This is a genomic window from Rhodococcus sp. 06-462-5 (genome assembly GCF_002258315.1).
Lineage (GTDB): Bacteria > Actinomycetota > Actinomycetes > Mycobacteriales > Mycobacteriaceae > Rhodococcoides.
Window position 1 is genome coordinate 45,503 of sequence record NZ_NOYD01000013.1, and the last position, 13,332, is coordinate 58,834.

Here is a 13,332-nt window from a genome sequence, read left to right on the forward strand (position 1 = left end):
ACTACCAATACAATTGTCATGCCGCTAGCTTCCAACCCGCGGGAAGCGTGCACGAGTGGCAGTAACGCCATATATCGACGATTTTCTGCCATACTTCTGGGCATGCTGAAACGAGTGGTCGTCGCGCTGATGCCGTTGACAGAACAGTTCGAGCTGGGCGTTGCCTGCGAAGTATTCGGATTCGATCGCTCGGACGAGGGCCTCCCCACCTACGACTTCTCCCTGATCGCAGGTGTACCCGAACCGATCCGCACCCGCGTCGGCTACACCATCGACGTGCCACACGATCTCGACAGCCTCGACAGCGCCGATCTGATCATCATTCCGGCCGGCGGCACCGAAGCCGCCGAGGACGGGACGTATGTCTGCGGAGTCGGATACAACTCGTCCATCGAGCCATTACTGGCCAAACTTCGCGCAGCCGTCGACAGGGGTGCCATGGTCGCCAGCCTGTGCAACGGCGCGTTCGTCCTGGGCAAGGCCGGACTGCTCGACGGCCGCCCCTGTACGACGCATTGGCGGCATTCCGCACTGCTGGCCGCGAAATACCCACTCGCGCAGGTCGATCCGAACGTCCTCTACGTCGACGACGGAAACGTACTGACCAGCGCTGGCACGGCAGCCGGCATCGACCTGTGCCTGCACATCGTGCGCAAGTACCAGGGCAGCGTCGTGGCCAACGGGATCGCCCGCCGGATGGTCGTTCCTCCGCATCGTGACGGCGGCCAGGCTCAATTCGTCACCAGTCCCCTGCCCGCCACTCGCACCGAGACACTGGCTCCGCTGCTGGACTGGATGACCGAGAATCTCGACTCCGAGCTCACCATCGGTCGATTGGCGGCGCGGGTGAACATGTCGGCGCGCACCTTCGCCCGCAAGTTCGCGGCCGAGACCGGAACGACGCCTGCACGTTGGCTCAACGACCAACGAGTACTGGCAGCGCAGCAGCTGCTGGAGAACTCGGATCTGCCGATGGATTCGATCGCCGAGGTGGTCGGCTTCGGAAACGCCGCGGCCCTGAGGCAGCATTTCGTGCGATTGCGATGCACCACGCCCAATTCGTATCGCCGCACGTTCCGTGCCGCACCCCAGCCCGCCTGAGCAGGGGGCCGCACACAGCCGGGATGATTCCGGCGAGTACCTGCGTTGAGTCACACCAGAAGCGCAATCAATCGAAAGGGACCGCGTGGCCACTCAGACTTTGACCCAGCAGAATTTCGACGAGATCGTGACGAGCAACGACGTGGTGTTGGTCGATTTCTGGGCGTCCTGGTGCGGACCGTGCCGCCAGTTCGCGCCCACCTTCGAGAAGTCGTCCGACGCGCACCCCGACGTCGTGCACGCCAAGGTCGACACCGAGGCCGAGCAGGGCCTCGCTGCGGCAGCGCAGATCCAGTCGATCCCGACGATCATGGCGTTCCGCGAAGGAATTCTCGTCTACGCACAGCCCGGTGCACTGCCTGCACCGGCGCTCGAGGACCTCGTCGGTCAGATCAAGGCACTCGACATGGACGTCGTGCGCCAGCAGATCGCCGAGCAGGCTCCCGCGGCGGAGTAGTTTCTCCTCGCTCGTAACCAACGAAGGGCCGCTCACCGACCTCGGTGAGCGGCCCTTCGTCTGGCCATAGGTCGAATCAGTGGGCAGCGGCGTCCCAGCTGCGACCGGTGCCGACCGAGACTTCCAGGGGCACCGACAGTTCGATGGCCGAGGACATCTTGTCGCGTACCAGTGCCTCGACTTCCTCGCGCTCGGATTCGACGACTTCGAGCACCAATTCGTCGTGCACCTGCAAGAGCATTCGCGACTTCAGCGTCGACTCCGCCAGCGACCGGTGCACGTCGATCATCGCGACCTTGATGATGTCTGCGGCGGTGCCCTGGATGGGCGCATTGAGGGCGGCCCGCTCGGCGACCTCGCGGCGCTGACGATTGTCGCTGTTGAGATCGGGCAAGTAGCGGCGCCTGCCGTACAGCGTGGAGGTGTACCCCACCTTGCGCGCCTCCTCGACGGCGTTGCGCAGATAGTCACGGACGCCGCCGAACCGCGCGAAGTACGCCTCCATCTGCTGCTTCGCCTCGTCGGTGGAGATCTTGAGCTGCGCGGCGAGACCGAATGCGCTCAGTCCGTAGGCCAGTCCGTACGACATGGCCTTGACCCGGCGGCGCAGTTCGGGGGTGACCTCCTCGATCGGCACCCCGAACGCGCGGGCACCGACGAAACTGTGCAGATCCTCGCCGGTGTTGAACGCCTCGATCAGCCCTTCGTCGCCGGAGACGTGCGCCATGATGCGCATCTCGATCTGGCTGTAGTCGGCCGTGAGCAGAGTGTCGTACCCGGCCCCGACGACGAAGCCGTCACGGATGTGGCGTCCCGCCTCGTTGCGTACCGGAATGTTCTGCAGGTTCGGCTCGGTGGACGACAGTCGTCCGGTGGCCGCGACCGTCTGATTGAACGTGGTGTGGATGCGACCGTCGTCGGCCACGGATTTCAGCAGGCCGTCGACCGTCACCTTCATCCGTGTCGCATCTCGGTGGTCGAGCAGGAACTTCAGGAACGGATGCTCGGTCTTCTCGAACAACCCTTGCAGCGCATCGGCATCGGTGGTGTACCCGGTCTTGGTCTTCTTCGTCTTGGGCATGTCGAGTTCCTCGAACAGCACCACCTGCAACTGCTTGGGTGACCCGAGGTTGATCTGCTTGTCGATCACGCCGTAGGCGGAGTTCGCGGCCTCGTCCACCTGGGCGGCGAATCCGGACTGCAGTGCGCGCAGATGATCACCGTTCACGGCGATACCCGTTGCCTCGACATCGGCCAACACCGTCAGCAGCGGCAGCTCCATCTCGGAGAGCAGAGTGGTCGACTCGATGGCGGCGAGCTCGGCGTCCAGCGCGTCGGCCAGGTCGATGACGGCCCGCGCCTTGAGAATCTCGCCCTCTGCGAACGCCGCATCGGCGGTGTCCTCGGCATCGAGCAACGACATCTGGCCTTCACCCGCATCCTCGACTCGGAGTTCGCGTTTGAGGTAGCGCAACGACAGGTCGTCGAGGTTGAACGATCGCTGACCGGGCCGCACCAGGTACGCCGCCAGCGCTGTGTCGGTAGTCAACCCGTCGAGGGTCCAGCCGCGCCCCCGAACCGCATGCAGAGCCCACTTGGCCTCGTGCAGAGCCTTCGGTCGTGCCGGATCGGCGAGCCAGGCGGCGAGTGCCTGCTCGTCGGATTCGTCCAGGGCGGTCGTCGTTACGAACGCGCCTTCCCCGTCGGCCGCGGCGATCGCCACCGACGTCGCGTCGCTGTCGAACGGCCTACGCGGGCCGAGGATCGACAGCCCGCTTCGACGGCCGTCGGATGCGTGTTCTTCCAGCCACGCGGCCAGTTCGCCCGGCGCGACGATGCCGCCGCGGACGTCGAACCCTTCCTCCGCTTCGGGCTCGACCGACGCGAGAGTCTCGAACAGCCGGTCCCGCAGAATGCGGAACTCCAGATCGTCGAACAGGGCGTGGATCTTCTCGCGATCCCACGGAGCCAGTTCGAGCTGATCGGGGGTGTAGGGCAACGGCACATCGCGGACCATCTCGGTGAGCTCGCGATTGAGCACCACACTCGACAGGTTGGCGCGCAGTGCATCTCCCACTTTGCCCTTGACCTTGTCCACGTTGTCGACCAGAGCGGTGAGGGAACCGTATTCGATGATCCACTTGGTCGCGGTCTTCTCGCCGACTCCGGGAATGCCGGGAAGGTTGTCGCTCGGGTCGCCGCGCAAGGCCGCGAAGTCCGGATACTGCGATGGCGTCAATCCGTACTTCGTGGCGACCTCGTCGGGGGTGAACCGAGTCAGATCCGAGACGCCCTTGCGCGGATACAACACCGTGACGTTGTCGGTCACCAACTGCAGCGCGTCGCGGTCGCCGGTGACCACCAGAACGCGGTAGCCGAGCGCCTCCGCCTGGGTCACCAGCGTGGCGATGATGTCGTCTGCTTCGAAGCCCGCCTCTGCCATCACCGGGATACCCATGGCCCCGAGCACGTCCTTGGTGATGTCGACCTGACCGGCGAACTCGTCGGGCGTCTTGCTGCGGTTGGCCTTGTATTCGGGGTACCGCTCGGCGCGGAAGGTCTGCCGCGAGACGTCGAACGCCGCCGCGATATGTGTCGGCTTCTCGTCCCGCAGCAGATTGATCAACATCGAGGTGAACCCGTACACGGCATTGGTGGACTGACCGCTGGTGGTCTTGAAGTTGTCCGCAGGCAACGCGAAGAAGGCCCGGAACGCCATCGAGTGGCCGTCGATGAGCAGCAACGTAGGCCGCTCCTCGCCCGCTTTCCCATCGGTCTCGGCTGCCGGCGCTGCACTTTTCTCCGTTACTGGGCTCACGGTTGACCAGTCTAGGGAGCGGGTCCGACAACTCGTAGCCGGATGCACGCGCCGCGGCTCGATCGCAGTCACGGCGAGCGTCGCGCACCGCGAAACACAACCGATACTTTCCGGAAATCTCAGTCGCCGATTTTGCGTCGTTTCAGCGGATAGAGTCCGACAATTGCAGGAAACCCACATACCCGTGGCACAACGACAACCGTCCGGAGGACGTGCGTGGCTCCAAATGTTCGATGGACCAGAAAGGTGCAACCGCCGAGGTTGCGCGCAAGATCTGCCGTTCGGCTCCTTCAGCGAACACTCCTACTCGCCGTTCTGAGTTCCATTGCCGCGCTGCTGTTCAGTGCGCCGGCATTGGCCCAGGAACCTACCCCCACTCCCCCGGCAGCGCCGGGGACCAGTGCCGAACAGACACCACCGGCGGACGCGGTCAGCGTCGCCGGATCCCTGAACAACGGTGGCGAACGACTCGTCGGCATCGACGTCGCGGCGCTCGACGCGTCCGGCTCCGAAGTCGCCCGTACCACCAGTGAAACCGGGGGCCGGTGGACCCTCGAACTGTCTCCCGGCACCTACACGTTCCAGGTGGTTCAGGAAACGCTCCCCGACGGCGTCAGCGTCCAGGGCGAGGTCCAGCGCGATGTGCAGGCCGGGCGTTCCAACACCGTCATCTTCTCGTTCGGTGAGGCCAGAACCGCCACCACCATTCCGTTCTACGAGAAGTTCGTTCGCACCACCGTCGACGGCTTCCGTTTCGGCCTCGTCATCGCGCTCGCCGCGGTCGGGCTGAGTCTGATCTTCGGCACCACCGGTCTGACGAACTTCGCACACGGAGAACTCGTCACACTCGGTGCCGTCGCGGCGTGGTTCTTCAACGTCAGTGTGGGGATACAGCTGATCCCGGCCACGCTGCTCGCGATAGTCGTCGGAGTCGCGATCGGCTGGCTCAACAATGCCCTGATCTGGCGGCCGTTACGCAAGCGGCGAACCGGCCTCATCGCTCAGCTGGTGGTGACGATCGGCCTCGCGATCGCACTGCGTTATCTCATCCTGATCTTCTTCTCGGACCGTTCCGAACCCTTCGACGACTACCAGGCTCAGACCGAGAACGACTGGGGTCCGCTGTCGATCACCAACGTCAACCTCGCCTGCATCGTCATCAGCATCGTCGTCCTGGTGGGCGTTGCACTGATGTTGCAGCGCACCAAGATCGGCAAGGCCATGCGCGCGGTCGCCGACAACCGGGACCTCGCTGCGTCCTCGGGCATCAACGTCGAGCGTGTGGTCACGTTCGTCTGGTGCCTCGGCGGCGGCCTGGCTGCCCTCGGCGGCGTGCTGTTCGGGCTCTCCGAACTCGGCGGTCGCGTCCAGTGGGAGATGGGCTTCAAACTCCTGTTGCTCATGTTCGCCGGCATCACACTCGGTGGACTGGGAACGGCCTACGGCGCATTCCTCGGTTGCGTCATCGTCGGTCTGCTCGTGCAGTGGTCGACGCTGGTCATCAATCCCGATCTCAAATACATCGGAGGGTTGCTCGTCTTGATTCTCATCCTCGTCGTCCGTCCACAGGGCATCCTCGGCTCGCGACAAAGGATCGGGTGACCTTCACATGGATATCATCGGCGCACTTCAGATCTCACTCGCTCAGCTGGTCGGCCCGTCGGCCATCTTCTACGCTCTGCTCGCCATCGGCCTGAACCTGCACTTCGGCTACGCCGGACTGCTCAACTTCGGCCAGATCGGCTTCGCACTGCTCGGCGGCTACGGCGTCGGCATCACCACCATCACCTACGAACAGCCGCTCTGGCTCGGCATTCTGGTCGGACTCGCCGCGGCGGGGCTTCTCGCCCTGGTGCTCGGCATTCCGACTCTGCGACTGCGAGCCGACTATCTCGCGATCGTCACCATCGCCGCCTCGGAAATTCTGCGACTGGTGTTTCGCTCCACCGCAACGGATTCGGTGACCAAGTCGACCAACGGCATCACCGGTTTCGCCGGCCCGTTCACCAGCATGAGTCCGTTCGAGGGTGGCAAGTCCTACGAATTCATCGGCGTGCGCTTCCTCGGCAACGATCTGTGGGCCATGCTCGTCGGCTGGACCCTGGTTCTGCTGCTGTGCGGCGTGGTGTACCTGCTGACGCACAGCCCGTGGGGACGCGTCCTCAAGGCTGTCCGTGAAGACGAGGACGCAGCCCGTTCGCTGGGCAAGAACGTGTTCGTCTACAAGATGCAGGCACTGGTTCTCGGTGGCGTCATCGGCGGTATGGGCGGTGTGTTCAACGCACTGCAGACCCAGTCCATCAACCCGGACTTCTACTCGACGGCGCAGACGTTCTTCGCCTTCGGTGCCCTGATTCTCGGTGGTGCCGCCACGGTGTTCGGCCCCGTCCTGGGCGCGATGCTCTTCTGGTTCCTGCTGTCCATTCCCGATGCGATTCTGCGACAACTGATCTCCGGCGACGACCCGGTGCTCAACCTCACCGGCGCGCAGGTCGGTGCCACGCGGTTCGTGCTCCTGGGAATCCTGATCGCCGTCTTGATGGTGTTCAGACCTCAGGGCATTCTCGGCAACAAGCGAGAGGTTCAACTCAATGCCTGACCCGAGCAAGGATGCCGCCGCAACCGCGGCACCGAGCAAGAAAGCAAGCACACTCGAATCCCGTGCGGCCAAAGCACTCTCGAGTGATCAGCGGTCGGCGTTGTTCGCCGGTGTCGCCAACGAACCCGGATCCGCCAAGCCCGACGCCACCCTCGTGGTCGACGGCGTCTCGCGCACCTTCGGTGGCCTGAAAGCCGTCGACGTGGCGCACCTGGAAATCCAGCGTGGCTGCATCACCGGACTCATCGGGCCCAACGGCGCAGGCAAGACCACCCTGTTCAACCTGCTCACGGGATTCGATCGACCCGACACCGGAACCTGGTCGATGGACGGCCAGGAACTGGGTCGGATGCATCCGCACCAGGTGGCACGCAAAGGTGTCGTCCGTACGTTCCAGTTGACCAAGGCGCTGTCGAAACTGACTGTGCTGGACAACGTTCGGCTGGGCGCAACCGGTCAGCGCGGCGAGCGCATGATCAACACGTTCATGCCGTGGACGTGGAAGGCCCAGGAACGTCAGATCACCGAACGCGCCTACGAGCTGTTGGGGCGCTTCAAGCTCGACGCCAAGGCCGACGACCTGGCCGGCTCGTTGTCCGGCGGCCAACGCAAGCTGCTCGAGATGGCGCGCGCGCTGATGACCGATCCGTCGGTGGTCATGCTCGACGAGCCGATGGCCGGGGTCAATCCTGCTCTGACACAGTCGCTTCTCGGGCACATCAAGTCGCTTCGCGACGACGGTATGACGGTGGTGTTCGTCGAGCACGACATGGACGTCATCCGAGACATCAGTGACTGGGTGGTGGTGATGGCACAGGGCAGCATCATTGCCGAGTCCACCCCCGAGGAGCTCTCCAACAACGGAGCCGTCGTCGATGCGTATCTCGGTAGCCATCACGATCAGGCTCTGGAATTCGATGCCGACGGCAATCCGGTCGGTGCCACTGCGGAGCTCGCAGAGGCACTGAAGAAGGCCGAGGCCGAGGAACTCGAAGCGGGAGGCGACCTCTCGGAGCCGGAGTTCGTACGCCCGGTGGTAACCGACGTGACCGAAGGCGGCTCGCACCGGGCCGAGGAGGACAAACGATGAGCGAACAGACATTGACGCCGGCAGAGTTCGCCGCGACACCCGAGGAGCACGCCCGCCTCGCCGAAGGTGCACTGCTACGCGCCGACGGGTTGGTGGCCGGGTACATCCCGGGCGTCAACATCCTCAGTGAATGCAACTTCTTCCTCAACGACGGGGAGATCGTCGGCATCATCGGACCCAACGGAGCCGGGAAGTCGACCCTCCTCAAGACCCTGTTCGGGCTGGTCGCCGTCCGTGAGGGCAGCGTGAAACTGCGAGGTGACAACATCACCTCCGCCGAAGCGCACGTCCTGGTCACCAAGGGAGTCGGCTACGTTCCGCAGACGCAGAACGTGTTTCCGTCGCTCACCATCGAAGAGAACCTCGAAATGGGAATCTATCTGCGTCCCAAGAAGTTCGGCGAGCGTTTCGAGTTCGTCAGCGAGCTGTTTCCGCTGCTCGGTGAGCGCAAGAAGGTCAAGGCGGGCGCGCTGTCCGGCGGCGAGCGCCAGATGGTCGCCATGGGACGCGCTCTGATGATGGAGCCGTCGGTACTGCTGCTCGACGAACCGTCGGCCGGACTGTCACCGATGTTCCAGGACGAGGTGTTCATCCGCTGCAAGAAGATCAATGCAGCGGGCGTCTCGATCATCATGGTCGAGCAGAACGCCCGTCGTTGCCTTCAGATCTGCGACCGCGGCTACGTCCTCGATCAGGGCCGTAACGCCTACACCGACACCGGTCCGGCGTTGATGAACGACCCGAAGGTGATCGAGCTGTATCTCGGCACCCTGGCGGGAAGCAAAGAGAAGAAGTAGCTCCTCGGCAACGACGAAGGCCCCGGTTCGATCGACATCGAATCGGGGCCTTCTCGTTTGCCGTCGAACATGCGACACATACGAAAACCTCTGGGCCCGAGTCCTGATCGAGGACTCGGGCCCAGAGGCTGTGTGACAGTTACAGATCACTCACCGACGACGATGTAACCGTCCGTCGTCAGGGTGTTGTCCGGTCCCAAGACCAGGTTGCCGTAGGAACCGGTGGCGGGCTCTCCTGCATCACTGAAGTTCAGCGCGCCGGTGATTCCGTCGTAGTCGATATCGGTTCCGGCCTTGACGAGCGGAAGGCACTCGGCGTAGCTGGTGCACTTGGTGCCGTCCTTGGTGACGCTGTTGATGTTCGCAGCGATGTCGGTACCTGCCGTCGACTTGGCCTGCTCGGCAGCGAGCGCCGAGATGACCACCGCGTCGTAGGACTCGCCGGCGTAGTTGAAGTCCACCAGGGCCGGATCGACGACCTTGAGACGATCCTGGAATCCGGTGCCGACATCGGTCAACGGGGTGGTGCCACGCATCGTATCGAGCAGACCTGCTGCGACCGACTCGCCGAGGGCGTTACCCATGTTGCCGTCGACGCCGTAGACCAGCGTGCCGTCGGACGGTCCGATGCCGATCTCGTGCATACGGGTGATGATCTTCGCGGACTCCTCGAAGCCGATGATGGCCACGGCGTCCGGGTTGAAGTTCTTCACACCGTCGACCTCGGCGTTGAACGACTGTGCGTTCGGGTCGTAGATCGTGGTCTGGATCTGGTCCGCCGCGATGCCCGCCTCTTCGAGGTTGTCCGCGGTGTTCGCGGCCAGTCCGGTGCCGTACGGGTCGTTGAGCGCGAGGATGGCGACGCGCTGCGCACCGTCCTGGGCGATCAGCTGGGACAGGGCCTGTGCCTGCAGCACGTCGGTGGGTGCGGTACGGAAGTACTGACCCTTGTCCGGGTAGCAGACGAACTGATCGGAGGTGTTGGCCGGCGAGAACTGCACGACGCCTGCGCTGGCGATCTTGTCGATGACCTTGAGCGAGACCGAGGACGACGCTGCACCGACGATGACGTCGGAGCCGCCGGCGAGCAGGCGGTCGACCGTGGTGTTGGCGGTATCGGTCGTCGTGTCGCCCGAGTCACCGGGGATGAGCGTGACGGGCTGCTCGAGGACGCCACCGGCTTCGTTGACGTCGTTGACGGCCAACTGAACGCCGGCAACTTCGGGTGGGCCGAGGAAGGCCAGGGTTCCGGTCTCGGGGAGGAGTGTTCCCACCACCAGCGGTGCCGTGTCCGGGGTTGCCCCGGCAGTGGCCTGCTCGGGCGTGCAGTCGGTGGAGACGGTCGTTTCCGCGGCTGCAGTGCCGCCGCTGGCACTGGTGGAGTCGGTCGAGCCCGAGTCGTCGCTCGACGAACAGCCGAACAGTGCGAGCGAGGTAACGCTCAGCACCGCAGCCGTGCGGACATAGGTCCGAATTGCCATCTAGGTTCTCCTTGAAATTGCTCGTCGATGAAGCGCACCTGAGTTACATGTGGCTCACGTGTGGGTCAGACGCTAATGCTCGGAGCTGATTCGCAAGGCCTAGAACGACGCTCGTGACCTGACTGTGACCTAGGGAGTCGAAGTTTTACGTGGCCGTAGCTTTCGCGGGCCGATCAGCTCTCTGCCGCAGGCTTGTTCGCAGGGGTACCGAGCGTGTCGATCACGACCTCCGCGACGGCCTTCATCGTCGTCCTGCGATCCATCGCCGCTCGCTGAATCCACTTGAACGCCTGCGGTTCTGTGAGCGATTGCGATTCCATCAGGATGCCCTTGGCCTTCTCGATGAGCTTGCGCGTCTCGAGCCGGTCCTGCAGATCCACGATCTCGGATTCGAGCGCGGAGATCTCACCGAAACGGCTCGCGGCCAACTCCACCGCAGGCATCAGATCGGCTTTGGTGAACGGCTTGACCAGATACGCCATCGCTCCGGCATCGCGAGCCTTCTCCACCAGCTCGCGTTGACTGAACGCGGTGAGAATGACGACGGGCGCAATGCGCTTCTCGGCGATCTCCGATGCCGCATCGATTCCGTCCCGACGCGGCATCTTGACGTCCATGATGACCAGATCGGGACGCAGTTCGACGGCCAACTCCACCGCCTGCTGACCGTCGGCCGCTTCACCGACCACGTCGTAGCCCTCCTCGCGGAGCATCTCCACGAGATCCAATCGGATCAGGGATTCGTCCTCCGCCACCACCACGCGAAGCGGGGGCTTGCCAGTACCGTGCGCACCAGGAGCATTCATCTGTATCGGTCTCCTTTGACTGTCATCGCCCATCAGGGCCGTCGAGCATCTGAAGGGTACCGGTGCACGACGCCGAAAGCGCATCTTCTAAACTCGTCAATCGTTGCTTGAAAGACGCCAGCCCTCGTATCCCAATTGGCAGAGGAAACGGATTCAAAACCCGTCCAGTGTGAGTTCGAGTCTCACCGAGGGCACCACAACACCACCCGTCGGGTCGGACGACGGTGAAGGCATTCCACAATCGCGCCTACAGTGGAGTGATGTACATACCCAGCAGTCTTCGTTGCCATGACACCAGTGCAGGCAGTTTGTGCGCAGCGAAGGTCGACCACCGGTTCGGGGATTCGGCGGACCAGTCGGCGCAGTGGGTTTATTACACCTGCAGCGCCGATTCCACCCACGAGACCGGTTACGTCGACCGCCTGGTGACTGCCTGAATCATGTTCGTAGAACGTGCCTACGTCCACGCCGACGATGTCGGATCGGAGTGGCCCTTCACGGTGCCCGCAGTCGCCGACCTCGCTCGCGACGGACTCGAGTTCCTGGCACCGGTGACAATTCTGGTCGGCGACAACGGTTCCGGTAAATCGACCCTCGTCGAGGCCATCGCCGAGGGTTTCGGAATCGACGCCCGCGGCGGGCGGGCGGCGCAGCAATACCGTCGACTCGACGAGGTGACCAGCGCCCTCGGCGAGGTACTCGAACTCGAGACCACGCCGCGGGGTTCTCGGATGCTCCGCGGCCCCCGACTGCAGAAGCGCGGCTTCTTCCTGCGGGCCGAGACCGCCTTCGACATGGCCGAGAACCTCGGCGGCATGCCGGGTTTCTGGGACGAGAACACCGCCGAGCTGAGTCACGGCGAGGGGTTCCTGGCCATGTTCGGCGCAATGTTGGCCGAACCCGGCTTCTACGTTCTGGACGAGCCGGAATCTGCGCTGTCGTTCACCGCGAGCCTGCAGCTCGTTGCACTGATGTCCGAGCTGGGCGACGAGGGGGCGCAGATCGTCTGTGCCACCCACTCACCGATTCTGGCGTCGACCCCCGGTGCGGACATCGTCGAAGTCGGCGAACACGGCCTACGCCGAAGCACCTGGGACGAACTCGAATTGGTACAGCACTGGCGTCGCTACCTCGACGACCCGAACAGCTATCTCCGTCACCTGCTCGACTGACCGGCCATCGACGCTGCTTCTCGACGACGCACACTTCCCGGGGACATGCCCGTTGCACGTTTGAACGCCTTACCGAACGCGGCCTCCGACAGATACCCACTGCGCCGGGCCAATTCGGCCAGCACCACGTCCTCGGATCGCAACGTCTCGTATGCGACCTGCATCCGCCACGTCGCCAGGTAGCTCATCGCAGAGTCACCGACCAACTCGGTGAAACGTGCCGAGAACGCCGAGCGGGACATGTTCACCTTCGATGCCAGAACCGCAACGGTCCACCGCTGGTGAGGGTGTCGATGGATCAGCGCCAACGCCGTTCCGATCCGATCGTCCTGCAATGCTCCGAGCCAACCCGACTGCGCGCCCGGCGTATTCGCGATCCACGACCGCAACGCGTGGATCACCAGAATGTCGGACAGTCGGGTGATCACCGCTTCTCCCCCGGGCTCGAGCACGCGCGCTTCGTCCGCGACCATGGCCAGAATGTTCTGCATCCTCGATTGGCTCGGGCCGGGATCGGCGTCGACCACCACCAGCGCGGGCAACAGGCGAACGAGCTTCTGCGCCGCCGGATGATTCAGTCGCACCGCCCCGCAGACGAGAGTAGCGCCGAGGCCGGCACCGCCCGCGTCGTGAGTGATGACTGCGTAGCGATCGCTGATGTACTCGTGCGGGAGGTCGCGCACGCTCGTCGCGCGAACCGACGCGTCGACGGCTGCGGCGAGCAGGTGCCCTCTCCCGTGCGGTACCAACGCGAAATCGCCGGGCACCAACTCACGCGTCGGCTCACCGGGAACCGACAACACGCAGCCACCGTCGACGACCGTGTGAAACCACAGCGCGTCCTCCATGGCGGGCAGTGCGAGACCCCAGGCTCCGCGCAACTCGGAGCGCACGTAGAACGATCCGGTCATCCGTAGGAAGTGCAGCGCCTCACCCAGGGGGTCGGACGACTTCCAGGGATCCGCGCCGCGCATGCACCGATCGTCTCACGAGACGGACGATCGGACATTG

11 protein-coding genes and 1 tRNA gene are annotated in these 13,332 nt (G+C 64.0%); 8 read left to right on the forward strand and 4 right to left on the reverse strand.

From position 1 onward, the window contains the following. Positions 1-102: 102 nt before the first annotated feature. Both CH251_RS07525 and trxA read left to right on the forward strand, forming a co-directional pair. Positions 103-1,101 (forward strand): GlxA family transcriptional regulator, encoded by a 999-nt coding sequence (locus CH251_RS07525; protein WP_094612600.1) that lies wholly within the window; start codon positions 103-105, stop codon positions 1,099-1,101. A gap of 85 nt (positions 1,102-1,186) precedes the next feature. Then, on the forward strand, positions 1,187-1,558 hold the full coding sequence (gene trxA / locus CH251_RS07530) for a thioredoxin (RefSeq protein ID WP_032394311.1): 372 nt from the start codon (positions 1,187-1,189) through the stop codon (positions 1,556-1,558). Between the two features lie 76 nt (positions 1,559-1,634). Here trxA and polA read toward each other — a convergent pair whose 3' ends face one another. Then, on the reverse strand, positions 1,635-4,376 hold the full coding sequence (polA, locus tag CH251_RS07535; protein ID WP_094612601.1) for a DNA polymerase I: 2,742 nt from the start codon (positions 4,374-4,376) through the stop codon (positions 1,635-1,637). A gap of 261 nt (positions 4,377-4,637) precedes the next feature. Between polA and CH251_RS07540 the strand changes: the two genes are divergently transcribed. From CH251_RS07540 to CH251_RS07555, 4 genes are read left to right on the forward strand one after another with little or no spacing between them, the layout of a single operon-like run. Further along, positions 4,638-5,978 (forward strand): branched-chain amino acid ABC transporter permease, encoded by a 1,341-nt coding sequence (locus tag CH251_RS07540; RefSeq protein WP_094612602.1) that lies wholly within the window; start codon positions 4,638-4,640, stop codon positions 5,976-5,978. 7 nt (positions 5,979-5,985) lie between these two features. After that, a complete protein-coding gene (locus CH251_RS07545; protein WP_068052136.1) occupies positions 5,986-6,975 on the forward strand; it encodes a branched-chain amino acid ABC transporter permease in 990 nt (329 codons plus the stop codon). Further along, complete coding sequence (locus tag CH251_RS07550; RefSeq protein ID WP_094612603.1) at positions 6,968-8,065, forward strand: ABC transporter ATP-binding protein; 1,098 nt, start codon at positions 6,968-6,970, stop codon at positions 8,063-8,065. The genes CH251_RS07545 and CH251_RS07550 overlap by 8 nt, the downstream gene beginning before the upstream one ends. Next, on the forward strand, positions 8,062-8,862 hold the full coding sequence (locus tag CH251_RS07555; RefSeq protein WP_032394315.1) for an ABC transporter ATP-binding protein: 801 nt from the start codon (positions 8,062-8,064) through the stop codon (positions 8,860-8,862). Before CH251_RS07550 ends, CH251_RS07555 begins: the two co-directional genes overlap by 4 nt. Before the next feature lie 146 nt (positions 8,863-9,008). Here the strand turns inward: CH251_RS07555 and CH251_RS07560 are convergent, their stop codons facing one another. Both CH251_RS07560 and CH251_RS07565 read right to left on the reverse strand, forming a co-directional pair. Further along, on the reverse strand, positions 9,009-10,343 hold the full coding sequence (locus CH251_RS07560) for an ABC transporter substrate-binding protein (protein WP_094612604.1): 1,335 nt from the start codon (positions 10,341-10,343) through the stop codon (positions 9,009-9,011). A gap of 173 nt (positions 10,344-10,516) precedes the next feature. After that, positions 10,517-11,149, reverse strand: coding sequence for an ANTAR domain-containing response regulator (locus CH251_RS07565; protein WP_094612605.1), 633 nt, complete (start codon positions 11,147-11,149; stop codon positions 10,517-10,519). 120 nt (positions 11,150-11,269) lie between these two features. Between CH251_RS07565 and CH251_RS07570 the strand changes: the two genes are divergently transcribed. Both CH251_RS07570 and CH251_RS07580 read left to right on the forward strand, forming a co-directional pair. Beyond that, positions 11,270-11,346 (forward strand) — tRNA-Leu (locus CH251_RS07570). Between the two features lie 243 nt (positions 11,347-11,589). Then, the gene (locus CH251_RS07580) at positions 11,590-12,321 is read left to right on the forward strand and encodes an AAA family ATPase (protein ID WP_094612607.1); all 732 of its coding nucleotides are present in this window, start codon (positions 11,590-11,592) and stop codon (positions 12,319-12,321) included. Here CH251_RS07580 and CH251_RS07585 read toward each other — a convergent pair. Continuing rightward, entirely contained in the window at positions 12,306-13,295 is a 990-nt protein-coding gene (locus tag CH251_RS07585) for an AraC family transcriptional regulator (RefSeq protein ID WP_094612608.1), read from the reverse strand. The genes CH251_RS07580 and CH251_RS07585 overlap by 16 nt on opposite strands. Between the last annotated feature and the right edge of the window lie 37 nt (positions 13,296-13,332).